Origin of the sequence: Sphingomonas sp. BGYR3, from assembly GCF_025153455.1 — a bacterium.
Taxonomy (GTDB): Bacteria; Pseudomonadota; Alphaproteobacteria; order Sphingomonadales; family Sphingomonadaceae; genus Sphingomonas.
The window spans coordinates 107,026-134,012 of the sequence record NZ_JANZNT010000001.1 but is presented as its reverse complement, the minus strand read 5'-3'; the positions used below and the strand labels follow the sequence as shown (position 1 = coordinate 134,012).

27 protein-coding genes are annotated in these 26,987 nt (G+C 64.8%); 14 read left to right on the top strand and 13 right to left on the bottom strand.

The genetic code is table 11. The features are described 5' to 3' along the window. Positions 1 to 24: 24 nt before the first annotated feature. Complete coding sequence (locus NYR55_RS00645; RefSeq protein ID WP_260019330.1) at positions 25 to 1,149, bottom strand: glycosidase; 1,125 nt, start codon at positions 1,147 to 1,149, stop codon at positions 25 to 27. A gap of 259 nt (positions 1,150 to 1,408) precedes the next feature. Between NYR55_RS00645 and NYR55_RS00640 the strand changes: the two genes are divergently transcribed. From NYR55_RS00640 to NYR55_RS00625, 4 genes are read left to right on the top strand one after another with little or no spacing between them, the layout of a single operon-like run. After that, a complete protein-coding gene (locus NYR55_RS00640) occupies positions 1,409 to 2,611 on the top strand; it encodes an efflux RND transporter periplasmic adaptor subunit (protein WP_260019329.1) in 1,203 nt (400 codons plus the stop codon). A 4-nt stretch (positions 2,612 to 2,615) separates the two neighbouring features. Then, positions 2,616 to 5,804: a multidrug efflux RND transporter permease subunit gene (locus NYR55_RS00635; protein WP_260019328.1), complete on the top strand. Its 3,189-nt coding sequence runs from the start codon at positions 2,616 to 2,618 to the stop codon at positions 5,802 to 5,804. Further along, entirely contained in the window at positions 5,801 to 7,261 is a 1,461-nt protein-coding gene (locus tag NYR55_RS00630) for an efflux transporter outer membrane subunit (RefSeq protein ID WP_260019327.1), read from the top strand. The genes NYR55_RS00635 and NYR55_RS00630 overlap by 4 nt, the downstream gene beginning before the upstream one ends. Positions 7,262 to 7,316: 55 nt before the next feature. Then, a complete protein-coding gene (locus NYR55_RS00625; protein ID WP_260019326.1) occupies positions 7,317 to 7,775 on the top strand; it encodes a MaoC family dehydratase in 459 nt (152 codons plus the stop codon). Here NYR55_RS00625 and NYR55_RS00620 read toward each other — a convergent pair. Beyond that, the gene (locus tag NYR55_RS00620) at positions 7,772 to 8,233 is read right to left on the bottom strand and encodes a DUF1465 family protein (RefSeq protein WP_260019325.1); all 462 of its coding nucleotides are present in this window, start codon (positions 8,231 to 8,233) and stop codon (positions 7,772 to 7,774) included. The genes NYR55_RS00625 and NYR55_RS00620 overlap by 4 nt on opposite strands. A gap of 85 nt (positions 8,234 to 8,318) precedes the next feature. Further along, positions 8,319 to 8,516, bottom strand: a complete 198-nt coding sequence (locus NYR55_RS00615) for a DUF465 domain-containing protein (RefSeq protein ID WP_260019324.1) — start codon at positions 8,514 to 8,516, stop codon at positions 8,319 to 8,321. Positions 8,517 to 8,657: 141 nt separating this feature from the next. Between NYR55_RS00615 and NYR55_RS00610 the strand changes: the two genes are divergently transcribed. After that, entirely contained in the window at positions 8,658 to 8,813 is a 156-nt protein-coding gene (locus tag NYR55_RS00610) for a DUF465 domain-containing protein (protein ID WP_260019323.1), read from the top strand. Positions 8,814 to 8,916: 103 nt separating this feature from the next. Here NYR55_RS00610 and NYR55_RS00605 read toward each other — a convergent pair whose 3' ends face one another. The 3 genes from NYR55_RS00605 to NYR55_RS00595 all read right to left on the bottom strand — a co-directional run bounded on the left by NYR55_RS00605 (position 8,917) and on the right by NYR55_RS00595 (position 11,102). After that, positions 8,917 to 9,294 (bottom strand): PilZ domain-containing protein, encoded by a 378-nt coding sequence (locus NYR55_RS00605; RefSeq protein WP_260019322.1) that lies wholly within the window; start codon positions 9,292 to 9,294, stop codon positions 8,917 to 8,919. A 66-nt stretch (positions 9,295 to 9,360) separates the two neighbouring features. Beyond that, a complete protein-coding gene (dksA, locus tag NYR55_RS00600) occupies positions 9,361 to 9,828 on the bottom strand; it encodes an RNA polymerase-binding protein DksA (RefSeq protein ID WP_260019321.1) in 468 nt (155 codons plus the stop codon). 575 nt (positions 9,829 to 10,403) lie between these two features. Further along, positions 10,404 to 11,102, bottom strand: a complete 699-nt coding sequence (locus NYR55_RS00595) for a hypothetical protein (protein WP_260019320.1) — start codon at positions 11,100 to 11,102, stop codon at positions 10,404 to 10,406. A 264-nt stretch (positions 11,103 to 11,366) separates the two neighbouring features. Between NYR55_RS00595 and serS the strand changes: the two genes are divergently transcribed. From serS to NYR55_RS00570, 5 genes are read left to right on the top strand one after another with little or no spacing between them, the layout of a single operon-like run. After that, positions 11,367 to 12,647, top strand: coding sequence for a serine--tRNA ligase (gene serS / locus NYR55_RS00590; protein ID WP_260019319.1), 1,281 nt, complete (start codon positions 11,367 to 11,369; stop codon positions 12,645 to 12,647). Next, a complete protein-coding gene (gene surE / locus NYR55_RS00585) occupies positions 12,647 to 13,411 on the top strand; it encodes a 5'/3'-nucleotidase SurE (protein ID WP_260019318.1) in 765 nt (254 codons plus the stop codon). The genes serS and surE overlap by 1 nt, the downstream gene beginning before the upstream one ends. 20 nt (positions 13,412 to 13,431) lie before the next feature. Then, a complete protein-coding gene (locus NYR55_RS00580; protein WP_260019317.1) occupies positions 13,432 to 14,556 on the top strand; it encodes a M23 family metallopeptidase in 1,125 nt (374 codons plus the stop codon). Between the two features lie 35 nt (positions 14,557 to 14,591). Next, positions 14,592 to 15,575, top strand: a complete 984-nt coding sequence (locus tag NYR55_RS00575; RefSeq protein ID WP_260019316.1) for a potassium channel family protein — start codon at positions 14,592 to 14,594, stop codon at positions 15,573 to 15,575. A gap of 12 nt (positions 15,576 to 15,587) precedes the next feature. Further along, positions 15,588 to 15,941 (top strand): DMT family protein, encoded by a 354-nt coding sequence (locus NYR55_RS00570; protein WP_260019315.1) that lies wholly within the window; start codon positions 15,588 to 15,590, stop codon positions 15,939 to 15,941. 6 nt (positions 15,942 to 15,947) lie between these two features. On the opposite strand, the gene NYR55_RS00565 is transcribed toward NYR55_RS00570, so the two are convergent. The 3 genes from NYR55_RS00565 to NYR55_RS00555 form a co-directional block, all read right to left on the bottom strand. After that, a complete protein-coding gene (locus NYR55_RS00565) occupies positions 15,948 to 16,496 on the bottom strand; it encodes a hypothetical protein (protein ID WP_260019314.1) in 549 nt (182 codons plus the stop codon). A 182-nt stretch (positions 16,497 to 16,678) separates the two neighbouring features. Then, complete coding sequence (locus NYR55_RS00560; protein ID WP_260019313.1) at positions 16,679 to 17,302, bottom strand: response regulator; 624 nt, start codon at positions 17,300 to 17,302, stop codon at positions 16,679 to 16,681. Positions 17,303 to 17,358: 56 nt separating this feature from the next. Beyond that, positions 17,359 to 18,129 carry an enoyl-CoA hydratase-related protein gene (locus NYR55_RS00555; RefSeq protein ID WP_260019312.1) on the bottom strand — a complete coding sequence of 257 codons (771 nt, stop codon included), beginning with the start codon at positions 18,127 to 18,129 and terminating at the stop codon, positions 17,359 to 17,361. Positions 18,130 to 18,222: 93 nt separating this feature from the next. On the opposite strand from NYR55_RS00555, the gene NYR55_RS00550 reads away from it, so the two are divergent. The 4 genes from NYR55_RS00550 to NYR55_RS00535 all read left to right on the top strand — a co-directional run bounded on the left by NYR55_RS00550 (position 18,223) and on the right by NYR55_RS00535 (position 21,413). After that, on the top strand, positions 18,223 to 18,984 hold the full coding sequence (locus NYR55_RS00550) for a class II aldolase/adducin family protein (protein ID WP_260019311.1): 762 nt from the start codon (positions 18,223 to 18,225) through the stop codon (positions 18,982 to 18,984). Between the two features lie 41 nt (positions 18,985 to 19,025). Then, positions 19,026 to 19,529, top strand: a complete 504-nt coding sequence (locus NYR55_RS00545; RefSeq protein WP_260019310.1) for a (2Fe-2S)-binding protein — start codon at positions 19,026 to 19,028, stop codon at positions 19,527 to 19,529. Between the two features lie 88 nt (positions 19,530 to 19,617). Then, positions 19,618 to 20,652, top strand: coding sequence for an RcnB family protein (locus NYR55_RS00540; RefSeq protein ID WP_260019309.1), 1,035 nt, complete (start codon positions 19,618 to 19,620; stop codon positions 20,650 to 20,652). Between the two features lie 83 nt (positions 20,653 to 20,735). After that, entirely contained in the window at positions 20,736 to 21,413 is a 678-nt protein-coding gene (locus NYR55_RS00535) for a 2OG-Fe(II) oxygenase (protein ID WP_260019308.1), read from the top strand. 51 nt (positions 21,414 to 21,464) lie between these two features. On the opposite strand, the gene NYR55_RS00530 is transcribed toward NYR55_RS00535, so the two are convergent. From NYR55_RS00530 to NYR55_RS00515, 4 genes are read right to left on the bottom strand one after another with little or no spacing between them, the layout of a single operon-like run. After that, positions 21,465 to 22,850 (bottom strand): trehalose-6-phosphate synthase, encoded by a 1,386-nt coding sequence (locus NYR55_RS00530; protein ID WP_260019307.1) that lies wholly within the window; start codon positions 22,848 to 22,850, stop codon positions 21,465 to 21,467. Next, the gene (locus NYR55_RS00525) at positions 22,847 to 24,649 is read right to left on the bottom strand and encodes a glycoside hydrolase family 15 protein (RefSeq protein ID WP_260019306.1); all 1,803 of its coding nucleotides are present in this window, start codon (positions 24,647 to 24,649) and stop codon (positions 22,847 to 22,849) included. Before NYR55_RS00525 ends, NYR55_RS00530 begins: the two co-directional genes overlap by 4 nt. Next, on the bottom strand, positions 24,646 to 25,416 hold the full coding sequence (gene otsB, locus NYR55_RS00520; protein WP_260019305.1) for a trehalose-phosphatase: 771 nt from the start codon (positions 25,414 to 25,416) through the stop codon (positions 24,646 to 24,648). The genes NYR55_RS00525 and otsB overlap by 4 nt, the downstream gene beginning before the upstream one ends. 57 nt (positions 25,417 to 25,473) lie before the next feature. Continuing rightward, entirely contained in the window at positions 25,474 to 26,940 is a 1,467-nt protein-coding gene (locus NYR55_RS00515; protein ID WP_260019304.1) for an NAD(P)/FAD-dependent oxidoreductase, read from the bottom strand. Between the last annotated feature and the right edge of the window lie 47 nt (positions 26,941 to 26,987).

Below are 26,987 nucleotides of genomic sequence, written 5' to 3'. Positions count from 1 at the left end.
GAAAGCACGAAGCGGCACGGTGTGTTAGCTCAGCCCGAACGTCGACTTTGGTATCGCCGTGATGCGACAGACAAGGTCTGCCTCTCCCGATGCAACGATGAAATGATCGCCCGCATCCACGATGCCCGTGGTGAACACGATGTCGCGCAGATACATCCTGTCTTCCATCGGCGCGGTCAGCGCGGGCGCGGCCTCCAGCAGCGGCTGGTCGTCGCTGCGAACAATCAGCGATGGGTCGTGGCGGTCAAGGATTGACCAGTATGTCCGGTAAATGCCGACCTTTCCGCTCGGCTCGACGCCATGCCACAGGGTCAGCCAGCCATCGTCCGTCAGGATCGGCGGCGCGCCGCCACCCATGCGTGCGGTTGCAAGGGTGGACGCGCCGGGCCGGATGCCGGGGCGGCAATGCGGTTTCCAGTGCCGCGCATCGGGGGACACCGCCAGATTGATGGACGGCCCCGGACGCCAGGCACTGCCCGGCGGATAGGCGAAATACAGGTCGCCAAGCGGCCGCGTCTGCGCCCAGTAACGCCCGTCGATCTGTCCTTCAAAGATCAGCATATCCTTGTTCTGATGATCGAGGACGATGTCCTCAAACGTGAAATCAAGGCCGTTGTCCGAACTGTACAAGGTTGTGCAGTGGCGTTCCGGACTGACCGAACAGATCGTCATCAGCCAGCGATCCCCACAGCGCGATACCCGTGCATCCTCAATACCATAGCATTGAAAGCTCGCCTGCGGCGCAATCGCGCGGTCATAATGAACGGCGACGACGCGCTGGCCGTCTGCGTCCAGTTCGACCGGCAGGATCCAGGACAGCGATGTCAGCGCCATGACCGTCCATCGTTCCCCCCGGATCAGGAACTTGCGCGGATCGGCCATGTCGACGCCCTCCACCGGCCAGGCATCGAGGACATAGGTGCCGTCGTTCCAGCGGATCGCACGGACATGACCATCGACGACCGGGTGGCGCAGCGCCTCTGCCACCCGAACGAACAGCACAAGATTGCCGTTGGGCAACCGGGTCAGCCCGGGATTGAACGCACCCAGCACATAGGTTTCGGCATCCAGCTTTCCGGCCAAGGGGGACCGGGACAGATCGACATCATCGGGGCCGAAGATCAGTCGGTCGGCAGGAAATCCGGTCATTCATCCTCCATGGCGATGCGGGCAACGGCGGACGCCCTTAAACCACTCTATCCCCTTGATTGGCATCGGTTCCAAGCGTTGCCACGGATCATCGGGAAAACCCCGCCGAATTGCGGCGCGCATAAAAAATGAACGGCATTGTTCAATAATTATTGCCACCGCCCCTTGAAGCTGCTTCTTCGCAGTCGCACCTAAGTGCTATCGCGTAGAAATGAGTCGCCCGGGATAGGGGGCGGCAAGAGACAGGGATAAAAGGGATATGAACGGGTTTGGCATCAGCCGGGCAGCGGCGATTTTCGGTGCGCTGGCTATTTCCGGATGTTCTTCCCAGCCCGCGCCGCAAGCCCCCCCGCCCCCGACGGTCACCGTTTCAACGCCGCTTGCGCGTGATGTCGTCGACTGGGATGAGTATACGGGCCGGTTCGAGGCGATCCAGGACGTGGAGCTGCGTGCCCGGGTGTCCGGCACGATCGAGCAGATCCTGTTCACCGATGGCCAGAATGTTCGTTCCGGCCAGCCCTTGTTCGTGATTGACCCCCGCCCCTATCGCGCCGCGCTGGCCCAGGCGCAGGCACAGGCTCAGCGCGCCCAGGCAGCACTGGCCAATGCCCGTTCGGAACTGGCCCGAGCTGACAAGCTGGTCGCGGCGCAGGCGATCAGCCGAGAGGAGTTCGAAACCAAGCTGGCGGCGGTGCGCACGGCCGAGGCGGATCTGGCATCGGCACGGGCCAATGTCAGCACCGCGCAGCTCAACCTCGGCTTCACAACCGTACGGGCACCGGTCAGCGGGCGCGTGTCCAACCGCCGCGTCAGCCGGGGCAACTTCGTCGCAGAGGGTCAGACCGTGCTGACCCGCGTCGTTTCCGTCGATCCCATCTGGTTCACCTTTGACGGGGCGGAGAGCTTTTACCTGAAATATCTGCGGCAGGACCGGTCGGGGGAGCGCGGTTCGTCGCGCAGCACGCCGAACCCAGTCGAGATTCAGCTGGCGGATGAGAGCGGCTGGAACTGGCGCGGCAAGATGGACTTTGTCGACAACGCCATTGATCCCGGTTCAGGTACGATCCGCGCCCATGCGGTTATCAGCAATCCGGGCGGTTTCCTGACCCCCGGCATGTTCGGCCGCGCCCGGCTGCTCGGTTCCGGCACGTACAAGGCGATGCTGGTTCCGGAAGAAGCGGTGATTACCGATCAGACACGCAAGCTGGTTTACGTATTGGGCAAGGGCAACAAGATCGAACCGCGCCCTATCGAAACGGGCCCGCCGGTCGAGGGGCTGCGCGTGGTCAAGGAAGGCCTGACGCTGCAGGACAAGGTGATCACGACCGGCATCACCGCACTGCAGCCGGGCATGGTCGTCACGCCGAAACAGGTTCCACTGAAGCCGCGCGCCGCGAACACCGCGCCTGCATCACAGCCCGTAACCACACCGCCAGCATCCGAAGCCAGCGCGGCGGAGTGATCCCATGAAGTTCCCCCATTTTTTCATTGACCGGCCCATCTTTGCGGCGGTCCTGTCAATCCTTGTGCTGGTATTCGGCCTTGTGTCGCTGCCGGTGCTGCCCGTGACGCAATATCCCGACATCGCGCCGCCGACGGTCGTGGTGTCGGCCAGCTATCCCGGCGCCAGCGCCGAAACCCTGGCCGAAACCGTTGCCGCTCCGCTGGAAGAAGCGATCAACGGCGTCGAAAACATGATCTACCTCCAGTCCTCGTCCACGGGCGACGGACAGGTACAGATCACCGTCACCTTTGCGCAGGGGACCGACGCCGATCAGGCCCAGGTGCTGGTGCAGAACCGCGTGGCCTCGGCTGAACCCCGCCTGCCGGAACAGACGCGCCAGATCGGCGTCACGGTGCTGAAAAACTCGCCCGACTTCCTGATGGTGGCGATGTTCTATTCGCCAGACGGGTCGCTTTCCGAACAATATGTATCCAATTATGTGGGTACCCAGGTTGTCGATCGCGTGGCCCGTGTACCCGGCGTCGGCAATGCCCAGGTATTCGGTGGCCGCGATTACAACATGCGCGTCTGGATCGACCCCGATCAGGCCGCCGCCCGCAACCTGACGGTGGACGAGATCATCGCAGCGGTTCGTGCACAGAATGCGCAGGTCGCGGCCGGCGGTGTCGGTCAGCCGCCCTTCACCAAGGATTCCGCCACCGCGTTTCAGCTGGGCATTCAGGCCAAGGGTCGCCTGACCACGCCGGAGGAGTTTGGCGGCATCATCGTCAAGCGTGACGATACCGGGGCGCTGACCCGCCTGCGCGATGTTGCCCGGATCGAGCTGGGTGCCGAAAACTACAATATCAACGCGTTCCTCAACAACCGGCCGACGGTTGCGATCGCCGTCAGCCAGCTGCCGGGATCGAACGCGCTGACCACGGCAGAGGCGGTCATCAAGGAACTGGATGCCGCCAAGAAGAGCTTTCCGCCGGGGATGACCTATTCCATCCCCTATAACCCGACCGAATATATCTCGGCATCGATCGAGGCGGTGCAGCACACGCTGATCGAAGCCATCGTGCTGGTGTCGCTGGTCGTGCTGTTGTTCCTGCAAAGCTGGCGGGCGGCGATCATTCCGATCATCGCGATCCCGGTGTCGCTGGTCGGCAGTCTCGCGGTGCTGCTTGCCTTTGGCTATTCGATCAACAACCTGTCGCTGTTCGGCATGGTGCTGGCCATCGGTATCGTGGTCGATGACGCGATCGTGGTGGTGGAGAATGTCGAACGCCTGATGGAGGAAAAGGGGCTATCCCCGCTTCAGGCCGCCCATGAAACCATGGACGAGGTGTCGGGCGCGCTTATCGCGATTGCGCTAGTGCTATGCGGGGTGTTTATCCCGACCAGCTTCATTCCGGGCATTTCGGGCACCTTCTATCAGCAGTTCGCGCTGACCATCGCCTCGGCAACCGCCATTTCGGCCTTTGTCTCGCTGACGCTGTCGCCCGCGCTTGCCGCGATCATCCTGAAGCCGAAGCATGATGCAGAGCCGAAGCCCGGCTGGCGCGGATGGGGCACGCGCTTTGCGCGCGGCTTCAATCGCGGCTTTGACTGGCTGTCGGAACGCTATGGCCGCCTGACCGCGCGCGCGGTGCGGACGCTGGCGATCGTCGGCATTGCCTATGTACTGCTGATCGCGGTGACGGGGTGGCGGTTTGCGGCAACGCCGGCGGGCTTCATCCCGCCGCAGGATCAGGGCTATGTGATCGTCGCTGCGCAGTTGCCACCGGGTTCATCGCTGGAGCGGACAACTGCGCTGATGAAACGGGCTCAGGAGATCGCGCTGGCCAATCCGGCCGTGCGTGACACCCCGGCCTTTGTCGGCCTGGACGGTGCCAGCTTCTCGACCGCGCCCAATACGGCCGCGATGTTCGTGGCATTCAAGGATCACAGCGTTCGCCCCCACGCCGATGTCGTGGCCAACGAGCTGCGCGCCGCCTTTGGCGAGTTGAACGAAGGGCTGTTGCTGGTCATCCCGCCGCCGCCCGTCCAGGGCATCGGCACCGGCGGCGGCTGGAAGATGATGATCGAGGATCGCGAAAACCGGGGCTATGCCGCGCTGGAACAGGCCACCTTTGCCATGATGGGTGCGGCCGCCCAGGCCGACGGGATTGCAGGGGCATTCAGCCTGTTCAACACCCGCACGCCGCGCCTGTACGCCGATGTCGATCGCGAGCGGGCGGAACAGCTGGGCGTGCCGGTGCAGAACGTGTTTTCGACACTCGGCACCTATCTCGGCTCCACCTATGTCAACGACTTCAACTTCCTGGGCCGCACGTTCCGTGTGACGGCACAAGCCGACGCCCCCTATCGCGACGAGATGGCGGATATCGGCCGGTTGAAGACCCGGTCCGCATCGGGGCAGATGGTGCCGCTGGATGCGGTGCTGACCGTCCGCAATGACGCAGGCCCCTATCGCGTGGTCCGTTACAACCTGTATCCCACGGCGGAATTGCAGGGCGACACGGTTCCCGGTTTCTCCACGGGACAGAGCCTGGCGACGATGGAGGCGCTGGCCCAGAAGGTGCTGCCGGACGGGTTCAGCTATGAGTGGACCGAGCTGGCCTATCAGCAGAAACAGGCGGGCAATACGGGCATTATCGCCTTTGCGCTGGCCGTGCTGTTCGTGTTCCTGTTGCTGGCGGCCAATTACGAGAGCGTTGTGCTGCCGTTCGCGGTCATCCTGATCGTGCCGATGTGTCTGCTGGCCGCGATCATCGGGGTCAACATCATGGGCATGGACAACAACATCCTGACCCAGATCGGCCTGGTCGTGCTGATCGGTCTGGCGGCAAAGAACGCCATTCTGATCGTCGAGTTCGCCAAGCATAACGAGGATTCGGGCATGGGCACGCTGGAAGCGGCCGAACACGCAGCGGCGCAGCGTCTGCGCCCCATCCTGATGACGTCGATCGCGTTCATCCTGGGCACGTTGCCGCTGGTGATCGGATCGGGTCCGGGTGCGGAGCTTCGCGCCGCACTGGGCGTCGCGGTGTTCTTTGGCATGATCGGGGTGACCGTGTTCGGCCTGATCTTTACGCCCGCATTCTATGTCATGAGCCGCAAGCTGGGCGATACCGTCGGCCGCAGGTTCAAGCGGCGAAAGGGCACCCCACCCCCGCCCGCACAGGAACAGGAGGTGCCGGCATGAACCGCGCGCTCATCACCCTGATCCCGCTGTCCATGCTGGCAGCGTGCGCCGTCGGCCCGGATTACGCGCCGCCGACCACGCCCGGCAGCACGGCGGGAACCGGCACCGGCCAGTTTGCCGAGACGGCATCGAACACGGGCGTCGCACCGACGCCGCTACCCGACCAGTGGTGGCGGCTGTATGACGACCCCAATGTCGACCGGCTGGTGACGGATGCGCTGGCGCACAACACTGACATTCGCCAGGCGGTTGCCAACCTGTCGCGTGCCCGGGCCGTGCTGATCCAGGCGACCGGCCGGCGGTTTCCGACCACGGACCTGTCGACGCAATATACCCGTCAGCGGACCGGCGGGAACCAGATCGGCGCGCAGTTCGGCGGACAGACCATTCCGTCGTTCGAAACCGATTTCTATCGTGCCGGATTGGACGCGAGCTACGAGATCGACCTGTTCGGCGGCGTCACCCGTGCGGTCGAGGCGGCGCGCGGCGATGTGGGTGCGGCACAGGCTCAGGTCGATGCAGCCCGCGTCTCGGTCGCGGCCGAAACGGCGCGGACCTATGCCCAGATCTGCAGCAATGCCAGCCAGATTGCCGTCGCACGCGAAACGGTGAAGCTGCAGCAGCAGACCGTCGATCTGACCAAGCGGCTGTTCGACGCAGGGCGCGGCCAGCGGCGCGACCTGGATCGGGCAACGGCCCTGCTGGCGCAGAGCGAATCCCAGCTGCCCTCGCTGGAGGCGGAACGCCGGGCCGCGCTCTATGCGCTGGCGACGCTGACCGGAAAGCCGCCCGCAGAGATCGACGCAGCGGCCAATGGCTGCACCACGGCACCGCGCCTGAACCAGCTGATCCCGGTCGGCGACGGCGCGGCATTGCTGGCCCGGCGGCCGGACGTGCGCGCGGCCGAACGCCAGCTGGCGGCCGATACGGCGCGGGTCGGGGTTGCCACGGCGGCGCTGTATCCGTCCATTTCGCTGCTCGGTTCGGTCAGCCTCGGCTCGCAGCAGCTCAACAACCTGGTCGATGGCGACAGCGTGTCGTTTTCGCTTGGCCCGCTGATTTCGTGGAGCTTTCCGAACCAGTCGGCGGCGCGCAGCCAGCTGCGTCAGGCAGAGGCGGGTGCCGAAGGGTCGCTTGCCGCCTTTGACGGGGCGGTCCTCACGGCCCTGCGCGAAGTGGAGCAGGCGCTTGCCCGCTATGCCGGCGAACTCGACCGCAACCGTGCGCTGCGCCGCGCGGTGGATTCGTCGGGCAATGCGGCCCGGCTGTCCAAGCTGCGGTTCGATTATGGCGCCGACAGCTTTTTGCAGCTGATCGCGTCCGAGCAGGAACGGGCCGAGGCGCGTGCCGCACTGGCGCAGTCCGATGCGGCGCTGGCCGATGCTCAGGTGACCCTGTTCAAGGCGCTGGGCGGCGGCTGGGAAAAAGCGCCGGAGGCAAAGCGCCGGGAACCCTGACCGACCCCTTTCGCCCCGCCCTGCCCTGTGGCAGGGCGGCGGCGGGAGAGTGATGATGGCCGGACGCTATTTCGACGAATGGAACATCGGGGACCGGATCGAACATCCGATCCGCCGCACGGTTACCGAAACCGACAATCTGTTGTTTTCGACGATGACCCATAACCCGCAGCCGCTGCACATCGATGCAGAAGCGGCGCGGGCCAGCGAGTTCGGCCAGATCCTGGTCAACGGCACCTTCACCTTTGCCCTGATGATCGGCGTGACGGTGGGGGAAACCACGCTGGGCACCCTGATCGCCAATCTGGGCTATGATGAGGTGCGGATGCCAAAGCCGGTGTTCATCGGCGACACGCTGCGCGCGGTCAGCGAGGTGACGGCATTGCGGCCCAGCGCGTCGCGCCCCGGCCAGGGCATCGTCACATGGCGCCACGAACTCTGGAATCAGCGCGATGAGATCGTCTGCCACTGCCTGCGCAGCGCCCTGCTGCGCAGCCGGACGCCCGGCGCCTAGAACGACGCGGCCAGCCGGTCCATCATCGCGCGGGCGGGGCTGGATGGCGAACGCTTGTCGACGCGCCCCTGCTCGATCCGGGCGACACGGCGGTGCAGGTCGATGCTGGCGGACACCAGGCCAGCGGCAACGGGGGGCAGGCGATCGAGCAGCGCGGGATCGGTGACCGGCGCACTGCCCAGCCGTCGCGACTGATCCATCGCGTCCCGCTCCGGCAGCTCCCCGGTCAGCACCGCCCGCTGGGTCAGCAGCCAGGCGATGACGTGCATCAGGCGGGTCGTCACCTTCAACGATTCGCAGGAAAAGGACACCCGGTCGATCGGGTCCAGCCCGTGCCGGTCATCGGTGCCATACCGGTCGAAATAACTGCGCGCGTCGTCGGCCAGAACCATCGCCTCGGTATACAGGCTGTCGATCAGCCGGGCGTGAATTGCCGTCGTCGTTTGACCATCGCTCATCGGTGATCGATGCCATAATCGACCCCGCCACTCCAACGCTTTCATCGCTGCCCATGTCTCAATCCGGCGCGATGCCGGCCGGGCGTCAGGCGATGATATCGGGCACCAGCCAATCCTCGATGATCGCCATTTCGTCCTTGAGCCGCAGCTTGCGCTTTTTCAGCCGGGCAAGCTGCATTTGATCGGACGACCCGGCTTCACTGAGGGCGTTGATGGCCGCATCCAGATCGCGGTGCTCGATCCGCAGCACTTCCAGTCGCCGGGTCAGCTCTGTTTCGTCCATCGACACGCAATCTCCCCCGCCCGATCACCGCCGGTCGCATCCCCGCAACCATATATCGAAGGCGCCGAATCAGCACGCGACAAAGCTGCGGACCCGTGATTTACTCAATGACCCGGCAACACAAGCAAGGAGGTCTGTTCTATGCAGAACGCACATCACGCCGCGCTGGAGCAAAAACACGCACTGCTCGACCGCAGGATTGCTGACGAGGCACAACGACCCAGGCCGAACACCGGACTTCTCGCCGATCTTAAGCGCAGGAAATTGCGGGTGAAAGAGGAACTGGAGGGAATCTGACCCACCAGCTTCCGGTAACGAAGGGGCGCGGACGCGATGGCGTTTCGCGCCCAATTCGTGTCCAGCGAGCTATATTGCGAGTCGGCCAACCGACCGCGGCAGGTCAGCCGAACGGGATCAGCGGTTTCGGTTTGGGCTTGGTCCCGGCCCTGGCCTGGCCGCCGACCGGCTTGCGCGCCGAAAGCGGATCGACCTTGTTATCAAAGGCGATGCCAAGCCGGCCGTCGGTCGCCCATGCGACAGAGCCCTTGATCCAGCCGATACCACGGATTTCGACCTGTACGGGTGTACCGACGGGCGCCATCGCAGGGTATTCCGCCATCAGCCCGCCGGCGGACAGGTTGCGGATGCGCACCTGTTCCTCCGGACGGCCTTCCGGCTTCAGTCTGGCCGTCAGCAACAGGCTGTCGCGCGTGGCATTGCGTTGCCCGGCCGACATCGCCGCCTTGCCATTGCCATTGTCGAACGATTGCCGTTCCATCAACCCGACCAACTGTTATTGTTCGGGCAGACGCTACCGCAAAGGCTTATCCAAAGCGTTAACGGATCATTCGTCCCGCGAAATCTTCTCGTTCCGCTCGTGCCGTTCCTGCGCCTCGACCGTCATCGTGGCGATGGGACGCGCCTCCAGTCGGCCGAGCGAGATCGGCTCGCCCGTGACTTCGCAATAGCCATATTCGCCATCGTCCAGTCGCCGGAGCGCCGCATCGATCTTTGAAATCAATTTGCGCTGGCGATCTCGGGTCCGCAATTCGATAGACCAGTCCGTTTCGCTGGAAGCGCGGTCGGTCAGGTCAGCTTCGCGGAGCGGTTCGGACTGAAGGGTCGAGAGCGTGCCTTGCGCTTCCCGATGAATGGCTTCCTTCCAGGCCAGCAGCTTGCGCCGGAAATAGGCCTGTTGCCGCTCGTTCATGAACGGTTCGTCCGGTGACGGCCGATAGCCGTCATCGATGCCGTCATTCGCTGCTAGGGGTACACCCTCCGGCCCGCCCGCGTCGCCCAACACAGTCGCCATAAACTCTCTCCACACTGGCGCTGCCCCGCCCGGCGGCGCCGTTCGATGGCGCGCCTATAGGGGTGCTGACAGCGCGCGACAAGGCCGCGAATCCTCTGTTGCCATGAAGGCATCAATACAATGCCCTGTTTCTGCTGCAGAATGGATGCCAGCCGTTTTCACCTAGCACAGCGTTAACTTGGGCGGCCTTGCTTTCGTTCCAAAATCGGACGTTAACCATAATAATCACCAAGGTTCGCGAAAGAAGTGGTCTGTTTCGCTTGAACTGATGGTTAACGAACTTGCACTTAATGTTTTGTTCTGCACTTCATCTTATCGAACGGCGCACATGCCGTTGCGACCTATCCGCACATCGGGGGCCGCGGCATAAGGGAAGTGACGATCATGTCTGTGAAGATGGCCTTGGCAAAACTTTGTGCCTGTGCAGCGGGCGGCGCTCTTGTCGGCGGCGGTGCAGTCCATATGGCCGATCAGGCCCAAGCCGAACGCGGCGCATCCTACAGCCTAGGCACGGGCGAGATTGCCAAGAAGCGCGTGGTCAAGCGCCAGGTCGAAGGCAGCGAGGCACGCCGCATCTACGCCGAGGGCGGCAGCAAGATGACGCGCCGGATCATCAAGAAGGGCCGGACCGAAACCGCCTGCGTCCCCGCAGTCGTCACGATGACCAGCCAGGGCGCGCCAGTGCCGCTGGGCGGCGAAGTGCCGATGCTGTCGGGCGGTGGCGGCTTTGCAGCGCCCGTGATGGTAGGCGGAACGGGCGGGTTCGTCGGCGGCGGCGGATTTTTCGGCGGCGGCTTCTTTGGCGGCGGCGGTGGCGGTGGTGGCGGTGTCGTCATCTCGTCAACCTCCAGCTCCAGCGGCGGCTCCACCAGCACCAGCGGCGGTTCGACCAGCACAGGCGGCTCGTCCACCTCGACGGGCGGCTCCTCGACGTCCACGGGCGGTTCTTCGACATCGACCGGCGGCTCCTCGACGTCCACGTCGTCGGGCGGATCGAGCGGTGACGTGTCCTCCTCGACCTCGACGGGCGGATCGTCCACGTCGACCTCGACGGGTGGCTCTTCCACGTCCACCTCCACGGGCGGTTCTTCGACCTCGACGTCCAGCGGCAACGTGTCCTCCACGTCCAGCTCCAGCGGCGATGTGTCGTCGTCGACCTCGACCAGCTCGAGCGGCGACGTGTCGTCGTCCACGTCCACCTCGTCCTCGACATCGTCGTCCACGTCGTCGTCCAGCTCGACCAGCTCTTCGACGTCGAGCGGGTGGAGCTCCAACGGCGGATATCATCCCCCGTCCAGCAGTGGCGGCGACAATCCGGGCGATCCGGGTGGCCCAGAACCGGTTCCGGCACCGCCGATGCTGCTGCTGTTCGGCGGCGCGGCCGGTGCGCTGGTCCTGCGCAAGCGGTGGCAGCGTCGCCGGGAAACCGCCACGGCCTGATCCTGTCCGGCGGGCTGGCATGGGCCGACTGGTCCTGCCAGCCCCATCCGGGCAAACCCCGGCTTGCCTAGGGGCGGGACGCGCGCCATAGCGCGGCCATGCATGACCTACGCCTGATCCGCGAAAACCCTGCTGCATTCGACGCCGCGCTGACGCGGCGCGGGGCAGAACCGCGCTCCGCCGAAATCCTGGCCCTGGACGAGCGCCGCCGCGCGCTGACCACGGAATTGCAGACGGTTCAGTCGCGCCGGAACGAGGCGTCCAAGCTGATCGGCGCGGCGATGGCAAAGGGCGATCCCGCCGGTGCCGAAGCGCTGAAGGCCGAGGTCGCGGCGCTGAAGGACCGGATGCCTCAGCTGGAGGGCGAGGAACGCCGGTCCGGCGAAACGCTGGACGCGCTGCTGGCCGCCATCCCCAACCTGCCCGCCGACGATGTGCCGGAGGGTGCGGACGAAACCGGAAATGTCGAGCAGAAGCGTTGGGGCAACCCGCCGTCGTTCGACTTTACGCCGCGTGAGCACGCCGATCTGGGGCCGGCGCTGGGCATGGATTTTGAAGGGGGTGCGGCGATCAGCGGTGCGCGCTTTACGGTCCTGCGCGGCGCCATGGCGCGGCTGCACCGGGCGCTGGGCCAGTTCATGCTGGATCATCAGACCACCGTGCACGGCTATCAGGAGATGGCCCCGCCGCTGCTGGTGCGCGATCATGCCGCCTTTGGCACCGGTCAGTTGCCGAAGTTCGAGGAGGATTTGTTCAAGACGACCGATGGCCGCTACCTGATCCCAACGGCCGAGGTCAGCCTGACCAACCTTGTCCGCGAACAGATCCTGGCCGCCGATGCCCTGCCGCTGCGGTTCACCGCGCTGACCCCCTGTTTCCGGTCTGAAGCCGGAGCGGCGGGGCGCGATACGCGCGGCTTCATCCGTCAGCATCAGTTCGAGAAGGTCGAACTGGTCGCCATCGCCGCGCCGGACCAGTCCGAGGCGGAGCATGAGCGGATGGTCGCGGCAGCAGAAAGCGTGCTGGAGGCGCTGGCCCTGCCCTATCGCCGGATGCTGCTGTGCACGGGCGACATGGGCTTTGGCGCGCGCAAGACGTGGGACCTGGAGGTATGGTTGCCCGGACAGGGCGCGTATCGCGAGATTTCCAGCGTATCGAACTGCGGCGATTTCCAGGCGCGCCGGATGAACGCGCGCTATCGGCCGGAGGGGGAGAAGGCGACACGGTTCGTCCATACCCTCAACGGTTCAGGCCTGGCGGTCGGGCGCACGCTGGTTGCGGTGATCGAGAATTACCAGAACGCCGATGGCAGCGTGACCGTGCCCGAAGCACTGCGGCCCTATATGGCGGGGATCGAGCGGCTGGGCCCAGCCAGCTGATGCGCATCCTGCTGACCAATGACGATGGCTATCATGCCCCCGGCCTGTCGGTGCTGGAGGAGATTGCGGCCACCCTGTCCGACGACGTCTGGGTGGTGGCACCGGCCGACGAGCAATCCGGTGCGGGCCATTCGCTGACGCTCACCCGGCCGCTTCGGGTGCGCCGGTTCGGCGAGCGGCGCTATGCGGTCAGCGGGACGCCGACCGATGCCGTGATGATGGCGATTGCCAAGCTGATGAAGGATAGTCCGCCTGACCTGATCCTGTCCGGGGTCAATCGCGGTGCCAATCTGGGCGAGGACGTGACCTATTCGGGCACCGTGTCGGCGGCGATGGAGGGCGCGCTGGCCGGCATCCGGTCGATCGCGCTGAGCCAGGTCTATGCGCGAGAGGCGATGGGCGATGCCGTGCCGTTCGATGCGGCCAGGGCATGGGGCGAGCGCGTGCTGCGTCCCATTATCGCCGCACCATGGACGCCGCGCACGCTGGTCAACATCAACTTTCCCGCACTGCCCGCCACCGATGTGCGCGGCGTGCGCGTCGTCGAGCAGGGGTTTCGCGACTATGGCCGGTTGAACATCGTCACCAACCGCGATCCGCGCGGATATGAATATCACTGGTTCGGGCTGGGCGCGGTGCCGAGCACGCCGGCGCACCATACCGACCTTGAGGCGGTGGCCGATGGCTATGTTGCTGTAACGCCGCTGCATTTGGACCTGACGCACCGGGAATCCATGGCTATGCTGGCACAGGCTTTGCGCTGAAGCCGGAACGGGGGGTCGCCATGGATCGGGGCATCTGGATTACCGTGCTGTTGCCATTGCTGGCGACGACGGCGGGCTGCATCCCGCGCCAGGCATACCGGCCCCCAGCCCCGCAAGTCAGCGGGCCAATCGACCCCGCGCCCCTGCCCGAACCCGGTTTCGAACGGCAGGATGCGGATGTCGTCGCCCTGCCAACCGCAACACCGGCATGGGAAGCACGGCCGGTCGTCGCCGATGCGCGCACGGTGGCCGGATCGCGATACACCGTTGCCCCGGGCGATACATTGCGCTCGATCGCGGTAAAAACCGGTGCGGGGTCAGAGGCGATTGCGCGCGCCAACGGCCTGAGCCAGCCCTATACCATCCGTCGCGGCCAGACGCTGACCATTCCCGCGGGCCGATATCACCGGGTCAAGGCTGGCGAGACCGGCATCGCCATCGCGCGCGCCTATGGCGTGCCGTGGCGCGACGTTCTGGCCGCCAATGCGCTGGAGCCGCCCTATCTGCTGCGCGTCGATCAGCGCATCCTGATCCCGGATGCAGCGACGCCTATTACCGCCCCGCTGCCCGCTCGCGTGCCCGCGCCGGCGGGTACCCCGGCTTCAGTGCGGCGACAGGCGGCGTTCGAACTCGATATCGACTCCCTCGTCACCGGGGGTGAGCCAGCCCTTGGCCCGGCCGAAAAGCCAGCCGCGGCGACGGCATCGTCCGCTCGCATCCTGCCACCGTCGGCGGCCGTCGCGGACACCGCCCGGTTCAATGGCCGATTCGACTGGCCGGTCGAAGCGGGCGCCATCGTCAAGCGGTTCGGCCCCGGCGCATCTGGCGAGCGGCTTGATGGCGTCAAGATCGGCGTTCCGGCCGGCACCCCGATTCGGGCGACCGCAGACGGCGTCGTTGCCTATACGGGCACGTCGGTCGCCACGCTGGGCGGCATCATCATGGTCAAGCACGGGTCCGAATGGACCAGCGTCTATGGCCATGCCAGCCGGTTGTCCGTGCAGCGGGGCCAGGCTGTGAAACGCGGCCAGATCATCGGATATACCGGCAGCACCGGTCAGGCCGACCGGCCGCAGCTTCATTTCGAATTGCGCAAGGGCCGCGATCCGGTCGACCCCGCCAAGCAACTGCCGTCCCGCAAATGAGGTTGCCGCCCGGCGACCGCCGCACGGGCCAAGCGATGCGACGTGCATCCCGGATGCCGGTATGGCTGTCGATCGCATGGCGGGTGGCAGGCGTGATCGGGATGGTAGGCCTGGCCATTGCCGTCCACTGGTTCGATCGCGCCGGGCTGCGCGACAATTATGACGGCCAGATCAGTTTCCTGGACGTCGTCTATTTCACGATGATCTCGATCACCACCACGGGCTATGGCGACATCGCCCCGGTGACGACACAGGCGCGGATGTTCGATGCACTGATCGTGACGCCGATCCGGGTGTTCATCGTGCTGCTGTTCATCGGCACCACCTATGATTTCGTGATCCGCCGCACATGGGAGAAATGGCGCATGGCGCGACTGCAACGGACCCTGACCGGGCATATCGTCGTCGCCGGATATGGCACGACCGGAACCGAAGCGATCTGCGAGTTGATCGCGCGGGGCCACGACGCGGGCCGGATCGTGGTGATCGACAGCGATGCCGATGCGCTGGCCGCCGCAGAGGCGATGGGCTGCATCGTCCTGCCCGGTGATGCGACCCGCGATCAGACGTTGATGGACGCCCGCATTGCGGATGCCTGTTCGATGATCGTGTCGGCAGGACGCGACGACACATCGATCCTGATTACCCTGACGGCTCGCCACCTTGCGCCGGAATTGCCAATCAGCGTGATCGTGAAGGCAGAGGACAATGAACTGCCTGCGCGTGCCGCCGGGGCAACGACGGTCATCAATCCAGTCAGCTTTGCCGGACTGTTGCTGGCCGGATCGTGCCAGGGCGGCCATGTGGCGGAATATCTGCTCGACCTGGCATCGGTCAGCGGAAAGGTGGCGCTGGCCGAACGTCCGGCACGGGCGGACGAGGTTGGAAAGCCGCTGTCGGCGATCACCACCGGCCTTGGCCTGCGGCTGTACCGCGACGGTGCGCCCCATGGCTTTTTCGAGGATGCAGCCGCCCGGATCGAACCCGGCGACATCATCGTGGAAATCGTCCGGCCGTAAGGAACGCCGATCATGTCCATCCCGCCCCGGATCCTGACCATCGCGCTGCTGATCGCATCGAACGTCTTCATGACCTTCGCGTGGTACGGCCATCTGAAGTACAAGCAGGTGCCGATCCTGATCGTCATCCTGGTCAGCTGGCTGATCGCGCTGCCCGAATATTTCCTGGCGGTGCCGGCCAATCGGATCGGTTCCGCCGTCTATTCCACCGCACAGCTCAAGGGCATTCAGGAAGTGATTTCGCTCAGCGTCTTTGCGCTGTTTTCGATCCTGTATCTTGGCGAACGGATCACGGCCAACCACCTGATCGGCTTTTCGCTGATCGCTGCCGGAGCGTTCTTTCTGTTTCGCGGCGCCGGCAACTGACGCCGGTTAGCGGGCGTCCGCCTCAACGATCCGTTCCCGCAGCGACCGGACGAATATCCCTGCACGCGTGACCTGATTGCGCGCGGCGCCGGCCATCTGGATCAGCGCCGGATCCGCGTCGGACTGTCCGGCAACCATTTCCAGCGCCGCCAGATAATTGCTGGCCGCGGCAAGGGGCTGAGCGATATCGTGGGTAAACTGACGAGCAGCCAGAACGGGCGACCGGGCGATGTCCTCTGCCTCGACCTGCGCAATGTCAAAGACCACGCCGCAGATCAGGCCATCGACCCAATCGCCGCATAGCTGCAGCGGACGGACGCCACCGGCCTTGTCCTGCTGATGAACGACAAGCCGAACGGGGTCCGGTCGTTCGCGCGATGATTCAGCGATCACACGCGCCACATCCATCCGGGATTCCTGTGCCCAATGCGCGGACCAGCGCGTCAGACTGTCCAGCTGATCATTGGCAAGCCCAAGCTGCGAAGCGGCGTTGCCGTCCCAGCGGAGCTGGTCGGTTGTCGGCTCCCACGTGAAATATGCGACTGGAAACGTCATGCTAGCACTGCCGGGCTATGCCCGCCCGGCGAGCCCGATCGTCCCGCCGGGCGGGCGGATGCAAGGCTGGCAGTCCCCCCGATCGCCGCCATCGCACCCATACGAACTCGCCCCGACAAACAACGCTTGACCCACCATCCCTATAACCGGGTCACGGGACAAGATCAGTATTTTCCACATTTTCAAAGGGTGTCGTCGGCGACCAGACCCGCATGAAAGGCAAGACGAAGGACGGTGGAAAGCGAACGCGCCTCCAGCTTGTCCATCAGGTTGGCCCGGTGCACCTCGACCGTCCGGACACTGAGGCCCAGGCGGTCGGCAATCACCTTGTTCGGCGCGCCATCGATCAAGAGGTCGAGCACGGCACGCTCGCGCGGGGACAGCCGGCCGATCAGCGCACGGGCATCGCCGCGGATCTGCTCACGCGCGCGCGCTTCCTCCAGCGCGGCAAAGCCAAGCTCGATCGCGTCGAACAGCTGCTCCGGCTGATACGGCTTTTCGACAAATTCGACAGCGCCCAGTTTCATCGCCTCGACCGCGGAGCGGATGTCGCCCGAACCGGTTACCATGACGACGGGAAAGCGTGCGGCCATCGGCTGCAATTGTCGCAGGACATCGATACCCGACATTCCGGGCATCCGTATATCGAGCAGGACAACGCCGTCGTCGCGCCCGTCGATGCCGTCCAGAAACGCATCGCCAGTGGGATAACCGGTAACCATCCAGTTGGGACGAGTACCCATCAGTGCCCGCAACGAATTGCGGACCTCTTCTTCATCGTCAACGATGTAGACGAAACGAACCATTGCCCAACTCTACGCAATATCCACAGGGTCGCAACAGCAATCAGGGCCGTTCACCATTAATTACCGCGAAAGGATGGCTTTCTTTTCTGAAGAAATGCCGCCCCACCCTCCAGCGCGTCAAATGTGCCGCGCGCGGTGCGCTGATCCGCGGCTTCCCTGGCCAGCGCACCGGCATAATCCTGCTCAAGCGATGCCTGAACCCCGCGCCGGATCAGGCCGAGCGCAGCCGTCGGCCCGGCGGCCAGCCGATGCGCCAGCGCCAGGGCAGCTTCGTCCAGCTGGTCATCCGCGACGACCGTGTGGATCATCCCCCAGTCCAGCGCCTTGTCCGCCGCAATCCGTTCGCCCAGCATCATCATTTCCAGCGCACGGGCGCGGCCGATCTGGCGCGGCAACATCCAGCTTGCGCCGCCATCGGGCACCAGTCCGATATTGACGAACGCCTGCAGGAAATAGGCGGTGTCGCTGGCCACGCAGAAGTCAGCGGCGAGGGCAAGGCTGCACCCGATCCCGGCAGCGGCGCCGCGAACGGCACTGACCACAGGCACGGGCAATTCGGCGATGGCGGCCATCGTGGGATGATAATGATTGGCCAGCGCGCGATGCGTCGCCTCGCCCGCATCACCGCCAGCCATCGCCGCACCGGCCACATCCGCGCCGGAGCAAAAGGCCCGCCCCGCCCCCCGGATCAGGACGGCACGCGCATCGCCGCAGTCGGCCAGTGCCTGACGCAAGGTATCGAACAACTCGGGCGGAGCGGCATTGAGCCGGTCCGGCCGGTTGAGCGTCAGCACCAGCACGGCCCCGTCGCGTTCGTTGATCAGCATTGTCACCCGCCCCCTGAAACCCCGCCCCGACCATTGCGCATTTGCCGGCCTGTGGCATACTCAATGTTCGAAACATGGCGGATGGATTGGATGATGGCAACGGCGCTGGATATCAAATCTCGGATCAGCGATGCCGAATGGCAGGCGCGGCAACAGCTGGCCGCGTGTTATCGGGTTTTCGACATGCTCGGCTGGTCGGAAATGATCTACAACCACATCACGCTGAAAGTGCCGGGCGAGGATACCGCATTCCTGATCAATCCCTTTGGCCTGCACTTCAGCGAGGTGACGGCATCGAGGCTGGTCAAGATCGACATTGACGGCAACACGCTGGATGGCAGCCCCTATCCGGTCAACCGGGCGGGCTTTACCCAGCATTCGGTGTTCCACCGCAACCTGCCCGACGCGCATTGCATCATCCATACGCATACCACGGCAACCATGGCCGTCTGCGCCTCTAGAGCCGGGCTGCGCCCGACCAATTTCTATGCCTGTTCGCTGATCGGACAGATCGCCTATCATGATTTCGAAGGGGTGACGGTGCGCCCGGACGAGGGCGAGCGCCTGCTGGCGAGCCTGGGCGACAAGCGGGTGATGCTGCTGCGCAATCACGGCCCGGTGGTCATGGGACGCACCCTGCCCGAGGCGTTCCTGACATACTGGTCATTGCAGCGCGCCTGCGAGATTCAGCTGGCGGCGGGATCGCTGGGCGAGGCGATCGAGGTGCCGGACGCCGTCATTGCCGTCCACCAGCGCGACCTGAGCATGGTTCAGGCGCCCGGCGGCACCGGCGCGGCGGACTTTGCCGCCATGGTGCGCCTGGTCGACCGGATCGACCGGAGCTGGCGCGACTGAACGCTCGACAAATGCCGGGCGGCAATTAGGGTCCGGTCGTCATGACCCGCTTTACCGTCAATAATCAGCCTGTTGAATATCGGCTGGACCCCGCCACGCCCCTGCTTTGGGCGCTGCGCGATGCATCCAACCTGACGGGTACGAAATATGGCTGCGGCACCGGGCATTGCGGCGCGTGCACCGTGGATATCGACGGCGATGCGCGGCGATCCTGTCAGGTGCCGATCGGCAGTATCGAAGGGGCGTTCGTCACGACGATCGAAGGGCTGTCGCGCAACCGCAGCCATCCGGTGCAACAGGCATTGCTGGCGTCCAACGCGCTGCACTGCGGATATTGCGCGCCGGGCATCGTCATGGCGGCGGCAGCGCTGATCCGTACCCGCCCAGACCCGTCGGATGAGGAGATTGTCGAGGCACTGGCCCATCTGTGCCCCTGTGGCAGCTATCCGCGCATCGTCCCCGCCATCCAGCAGGCAGCGCGGATCGCGCGCGGTGACGAGACGATCGAACCGTTCGGTACGGTGCCGACGGGCGATGCTTCCTGACAAACCGCTTTCAGCGCAATTCAGCCACGGCTCATCCTGGCGCGCTTAAATGCGGGTCATGGCCGGGCTTCCGGCCGCAGGAGAGCCAATGATGCGCCATTCCCTTTTGTTCGGCCTGATCGCCGCCACTGCCCTGTGGCCGGTTCCGGCCAGTGCCGCCACAGGATCCGATCCGCGCAAGGCCGGTCCGTCGGCCCTTAACATGCTGCCCGCGCCAGCCGGCATCGCGGCCGAGGCCGACCTGTTCATGCAGGACCGGGAACGCGGCCAGCGCGGCCAGCGGGGCAACTGGGGCAATGGCAATCGCGGCGGCCGGGGTGGCGGTCAAAACCGCCAGCGCTGGGGCGGCGGCGAGGGTCAGCAGCGCCAGCCGCGTCAGGAGTTCCGGCAGGAGCGCCGGGACGACAGGCAGGAGTTTCGCGGCGAGCGTCGCGACGATCGCCGGGACTTCCGGGTTGACCGGCGCGATGATCGCCAGGATTTCCGGCAGGAGCGGCGCGAGGATCGCGGTGCGTTCCGCAATGGTCAGGTGACGCAGGAACAGTTCCGCCGGGATCGCCGCGACGACCGCCAGGATTTCCGTCGAGAGCGTCAGGACGATCGCCAGGATTTCCGGCGCGACCGCAATGACGACCGGCGCGATTTCCGGGTGGACCGGCGCGAGGATCGCCGCGACTTCCGCACGGACCGTCAGGACCTGCGCCGGGATCGCAACGACAATCGCGGCTGGGACCGAAACGGCAATTGGGGCCGCAACTATGGCGACTGGCGCGACAATCAGCGGTATCGCCAGGGATGGGACGACCGGCGCGGCTGGAATCGCGGCTGGAGCCGTGACAACCGCTATAACTGGCGCTGGTACCGCGAGCGCAATCGTCAGGCCTATCGCCTGCCGCGTTACTACGCACCGCAGGGCTGGGGCTATGGCTATCGCCGGTTCTCGGTCGGTATAACGCTGGGCTCGTTCCTGTTTGCCCCGAATTACTGGATCAACGACCCGTTCAGCTATCGGCTGCCGCCAGCATATGGCGCGTTCCGCTGGGTCCGTTATTACGACGATGCGCTGCTGGTCGATCTGCGGACCGGTCAGGTCGTGGATGTCGTCTATGACATCTTCTGGTAAGCAGACGCCGGATTGAACCAGAGAGGCCGGGGGCAACCCCGGCCTCTTGCGTTTCGGGACCCATCGGGGGCAAGACCGGGATCGTGAAGACGACGACCCGACGCCCCCCGGAGCCGAGCCCCGTCCGTGCCGAGATCGGCGCGCACGTCAAGGCGCGGCTTGACGCCAATCCCCGCCTGAAACGCGCCAATATCCCCAATGCCGACATTTATTTCGGTGCGGATTTCATGCCGCAGGCGACGTGCGACCTGCTGATCGCGCGGATCGATGCGGGCAGCCGCAAATCGACGCTGCTGTCCGACAGCGCCGACCCCTATTTCCGCACCAGCGACAGCTGTGACCTCGATCGCTGGGCGCCGGATATCCAGCCGGTGGACGAGGCGATTGCCGACCTGTTGGGCATCCATCCCAATTATGGCGAAACCATTCAGGGCCAGCGTTATGCGCCCGGCCAGCAATTTCGCGCGCACCACGATTTCTTTCATTCCACCGAAAGCTATTGGGCGGACATGCAGAAATCGGGCGGCCAGCGCACGTGGACGGCGATGATCTTCCTGAACGATGTCGAGGAAGGGGGCGCGACCTGGTTTCCGCTGGCCGGGGTCAAGTTTCGGCCGAAGCGAGGGTTCCTGCTCGCATGGAACAACATGCTCGCCGATGGCAGTCCCAACTACGACACCCTGCATGAGGGGATGGCGGTGACACAGGGCACCAAATACATCATCACGAAATGGTTTCGCGAAGGGCCGTGGATCCGCTGACCGCGTGATTACGACATCCATCATCGCTTTGCGGTGAAAACCGGACCGGGATCAGGCGACGACCGGTTCCTGGACCAGAGCATCGGTAAACCGCTTGCGCCACCACAGCACATCCTCGCGCTCCACATTGTCCATCATGGACCGCCAGCGCGCCTGACGCTCCTCCAGCGGCATCCGCAGCGCACGCAGCAGCGCGTCCGACATTTCATCCGCGCTGAACGGATTGACCAGCACCGCCCCCTCGCCAAGCTGCGCGGCGGCACCCGCAAAGCGCGACAGGATCAGGACGCCGGGATCGTCGGCGTTCTGGGCTGCGACATATTCCTTCGCCACCAGGTTCATGCCGTCGCGCAGCGGCGTAACCAGCCCGATCCGCGCCGCGCGGTAAATGCCGGCCAGCACGTCGCGGGGATACCCCTGATTGACGTAGCGGATCGGTACCCAGTCCATATCGGCATAGGCCCCATTGATGTGACCGGCCAGCCCCTCCAGCGAGGCTCGTATTTTCCGATAGCTCTCGACCGCACCCCGCGACGGGGGCGCGATCTGCAGCAGGAACACTTCCTTGCGCTCCTCCGGATGGTCGGCAAGGAACCGCTCATAGCCGAGAAACCGTTCCTCCAGCCCCTTGGAATAATCGAGGCGGTCGACCCCGACGATCAGGTCGCGGCCAACGGCGCTGTCCTTCATCCGGCGATAGGTCAGGCGGGCATTGGTCGTCTGCGCGGCCGCAACAAACTCACGCGTGTCGATGCCGATGGGACAGGTCATCACCCGGACGTGCCGGTCGCCAAGGGTCAGCAGGTCCCCGTCCAGTTTCGCGCCAAGATCGCGGACGGCAAAATCGACAAAGCTGTCCAGCCATTCCTCGGTGTGAAAGCCGATCAGGTCATAGGCGAACATCGTCCGGCCCAGATCCGCCGCCTCCGGCATGGTGTTCAACAGGCGGCGGGGCGGCCATGGGATGTGCAGGAAAAAGCCGATCCGGTTGGTACAGCCGCGATCGCGCAGCATCTGGCCCAGCGGGAACAGATGGTAATCCTGAACCCAGACCAAGTCCGATTTGTCGATCAGCGGCCGGACGGTTTCGGCAAATCGATCATTGACCCGCTGATACCCGCCGGCAAAGCCCCGCTCATATTCGGCAAGGTCGATGCGGTAGTGGAACAGCGGCCATAGCGTTCGGTTGGCATAGCCGTTGTAATATTCCTCGATATCCTGCGGCTCCAGGTCCACCGTCGCGCTGGTGACGCCTTGTGCCCGCTGAAAATGGATATGCCCGTTGAAGCTGTCCGTCGTCTCCCCGGACCAGCCGAACCAGATGCCGCCCATTTCGCGCAGCGCCGCCGACAACGCCACCGCCAGACCGCCCTGAGCCCCGTTCTGACCGTCACGCGGCGCCGAAACGCGGTTCGAAATGACGATCAGGCGGCTCATCTTATGGCACTCCATGGTTTGCTGAGCAGAACAGCGCAGTTGATCATGCCGACCAGCGAGTAGGTTTGCGGGTAATTGCCCCACAGTTCGCCAGTTGCCGGATCGATATCCTCGGACAGCAGGCCGGCGGCGGTGCGGCGGCTGAGCATTTCGTCGAACAATGCCCGTGCATCGGCATCGCGGCCGGTGAAGTGCAGCGCCTCGATCAGCCAGAAGGTGCAGACGTTGAACGCCGTTTCGGGCAGGCCGAAATCATCCTCCGTGTCATAGCGCAGCATATGGCTGCCCCGGCGCAGGCCCTGCTCCACGGCGGTCAGCGTGTCCTGAAAGCGGGTATCGTCCGGCGTCAGGAAGCGCAGGTCCAGAAGCTGGATCAGGCTGGCGTCGAGGTCATCGCCGCTGAACGTCGCCGACATGCGCCGCGTGTCCGGACGCCACGCCGCGCCCTCGATCGTTGCGCGCATCGTATCGGCCCGCCCGGCCCAGAAGGCCGCACGATCATCAAGGCCCAGCCGCTCCGCCGCCTTGGCCAGCCGGTCGCACGCCGCCCAGCACATGGCGGCGGAATAGGTGTGGACCGACTGGCGGGTGCGCAGTTCCCACAGGCCCGCATCCGGTTGATCATAGACGGCAAAGGCGCGTTCGCCGACCCGTTCCAGCGCGGCGAAATCTTCCTCGCCCGCCATCCGGAACAGGCGCTGGTCGAAAAATGCCTGCACGTTGGACAGGACGATCTGGCCATAGGCGTCGTGCTGAACCTGTTCATAGGCCTGATTGCCGACGCGCACCGGCCCCATGCCGCGATAGCCGGACAGGCGGGGTGCCTCTGCCTCGATCAGCGTCTTTTCGCCGAGCAGGCCATAGAGCGGCTGGATCGCACCGCCCTTGGCATCATCGACGATGTTGCGCAGATAGCCGAGATACCCCTCCAGCACGTCCAGCGCGCCGACGCGGTTCAGCGCCTGTACCGTGTAATAGGCGTCGCGGATCCAGCAATAGCGATAGTCCCAGTTGCGCTGCGATCCGGCATGTTCCGGGATCGACGTGGTCAGCGCGGCGACGATCGCCCCGGTTTCCTCATATTGGCAGAGCTTCAGCGTGATCGCGGACCGGATGACGACATCCTGCCATTCCAGCGGGGTGGCAAGGCCGCGTGCCCAATGCTGCCAATGATGGGTCGTATAGGCGAGCATTTCGTCCATCGTGGTCGCAATGTCGCCCGAAAAACTCTCATCCGGACCGAGGAAGAAGTGCAACGGGCGCTCGACCCGATACCAGCGTTCCTCCTGCGTCAGCCCAACAGGGGCGTTGGTGGACAGGCGCATCGTCTGTCCGGCCAGCAGGTAGCGGATATGGTTCGATCCGCTGGTCGTGATCACCGCGCTGTCGCCCCAGTCGCGCGTCGGGCGCAGCCGGACGCGGATGCGCGGGCTTCCCGTCAGCGGGCGGACGATGCGGGCAAAGGATACGGGGCGATAAGTCCGCCCCAGCCGTTCGAACCGGGGGCAGAAATCAAGGATTTCGATGGCGTTGCCCGCCTGATCCCGTAACCGGCTGCGCAGGATGGCGGTGTTGCGGACATAAGCCTGTTCGACCTCAGCACAGTCTTCCAAGTCGATGGCCCACAGGCCGATCGCATCGTCCGATGCGGGATCCCGCCCGTCGATCAGGGAACTGAACAGCGGGTCACCGTCAAAGCGCGGCGCACAGCCCCAGACGAGCCGAGCCTGCCGGTCGATCAGCGCGGCGACCTGACAATTACCAATGGGCCACAGGTCCAGCGTTGTCCGATCCATCATTTCGCCTGATCCAGTGCGTCCAGCCAGGCATGGACCGCATCAACATCGGGCAGGCGATAGCTGGCCGAGGTTGGACGCGCCTCTCCGACCAGCACAGCGCCGCCGCCAAGGTCACGGGCGGCGATAAACGCCGGCTCGTCAGTCACGTCATCGCCGACGAACCAGGGAAGCGCGCCGGCAAAGACCGGATCGTCCATGAACCGGCGCAGCGCCGTCCCCTTGTCCGCCCCGCGCGGGCGAAGTTCGAACACCATCTTGCCCCGCTGCACCTTCAGCCGGTGGACAGAGGCAAGGCATTCGACCAGTTGCTCGGCCTCGTCCGCCTGTTCGGGTGCGCCGCGATAATGGATGCCGACGCCGAGCGGCTTGCGCTCGACCAGCATGCCCGGCCGCTGTCCGGCAAAGACCTCAAGCTCGCACAGCGCCTCGTCCAGCGTATCAGGGCGCGTCACCGCCGTGATCGTGCCGTCACTGTTGCGAAGCTCCAGCCCGTGGCTGCCGCTGGCGGCGATCATGCCCAACCCCAACAGCGAATCGATCGTGGCGAGCGAACGCCCGCTGATGATGGCAAGCCGTCCGTCCAGCCGTTCGGCGAGACGGGCCAGCAGCAACGGTAACGCGTCAGGCACAACCACCGCATCCGGCCGATCCGCAATGGGGATCAGCGTACCATCCAGGTCCAGGAACAGCGCAAACGGCCCGTCGGGCGACGGGGGCGGCACGAGGTTGGTAAGATTATGCGCGTTTTCCGCCAAAGGTTCATGCATGCAACGATTGCCTCCCACCCCCCAACGAACAGGGGCTGGTTGCGTTGCACCAAAAGTTCAGGTGGCGGCGGGTGCCGGGACCGGATTGGAAAATTCCATCTCGCGGTCCACCGACCCGTATTTCAGCGCGAGCAGGTCGAGCAGATAATTCTGGTGCAGCCGCCACGGCTTGCGCGTCCCCTGTTTAGGAAACTGCGCCATGGCGCGCTGAACGTAACCGGATGTGAAATCCAGAAATGGCGCCTCGCCCGTCGCCTCTGCCGAGACGCGCGGCGTTGCCTGCCGCATTCCGCGCGCGCGCATGGCATTCAACAGGCGGCAGACATAGGCCGCTGTAAGGTCGGCCTTCAGCGTCCAGCTCGCATTGGTATAGCCGAAACAGATCGCCAGATTGGGCACGTCCGACAGCATCATGCCCTTGTAATTCAGCGTATCGGGCAGGTTCAGCGGCACACCGTCCACGCTGACCGCAATGCCGCCCATCAGCTTCAGTTCCAGCCCCGTTGCCGTCACCACGATATCGGCGGGCAGCATCCGCCCGTCGGTCAGGCGGATGCCATCCGCCGCGAACCGATCGATCCGGCCGGTCACCACCTCTGCCAGCCCCTCGCCCAGCGCCGTGAACAGGTCGGCATCCGGGACCAGACAGACCCGCTGATCCCACGGTTTGTAGCTGGGGGTGAAATGCGTCTCGACATCATAGCCCGCGGGCAGCGCATCGCGGACCATGCCGATCAGCCGGTCGGCAAACTGACGCGGCCGGGCACGGGCCAGCTTGTAGAAAACCTGTTGCAACAGGACGTTGCGCCAGCGGGTGATGCCATAGGCGAGCTTTAGCGGCAGATGATCGCGCATCCAGTTGGCAAGCACATCCTCAGACGGGCGCGACGCCATATAGGTGGGCGATCGCTGCAACATCGTGACATGGCCCGCCTGTTTGGCGAGTTCCGGCACCAGGGTCACTGCGGTTGCCCCGCTGCCGATCACCACGATCCGCTTGCCCGCATAATCCAGTGCCTCCGGCCAGAATTGCGGGTGGATCACCTGTCCAGCAAAGTCCGCCTGTCCCGGAAAATCGGGGGTGTGGCCGCGCGCATAGTCGTAATAGCCCGACCCAAGGAACAGGAAGCTGCATTCGATCAAAGATTGCGCCCCGTCCTGTTCGACGGTCACCCGCCAAAGCGCATCAGGCGTCGACCAGTCGGCGGCCATGACCCGCGTGCCCGTGCGGATATGTCCGTCCAGCCCCTCGTCCCGCACCGTGTCGTGCAGATAGCGCAGAATGGACGGACCATCGGCAATCGCCTTGCTGTCCGTCCATGGGCGAAAGGAATAGCCGAGCGTGAACATGTCGCTGTCCGACCGGATGCCGGGATAGCGGAACAGGTCCCACGTGCCGCCAATCCGATCCCGTCCCTCCAGGATCACGAAGCTGCGATCCGGGCAGCGATGTTTCAGGTGAACGCCAGCGCCGATGCCGGAAATACCGGCACCCACCACGACCACGTCGAACCGCTCGGCCATCGGCACTCCTCTTTCCCGGCATGGAGGCTAGACCATGGCTTACTGAC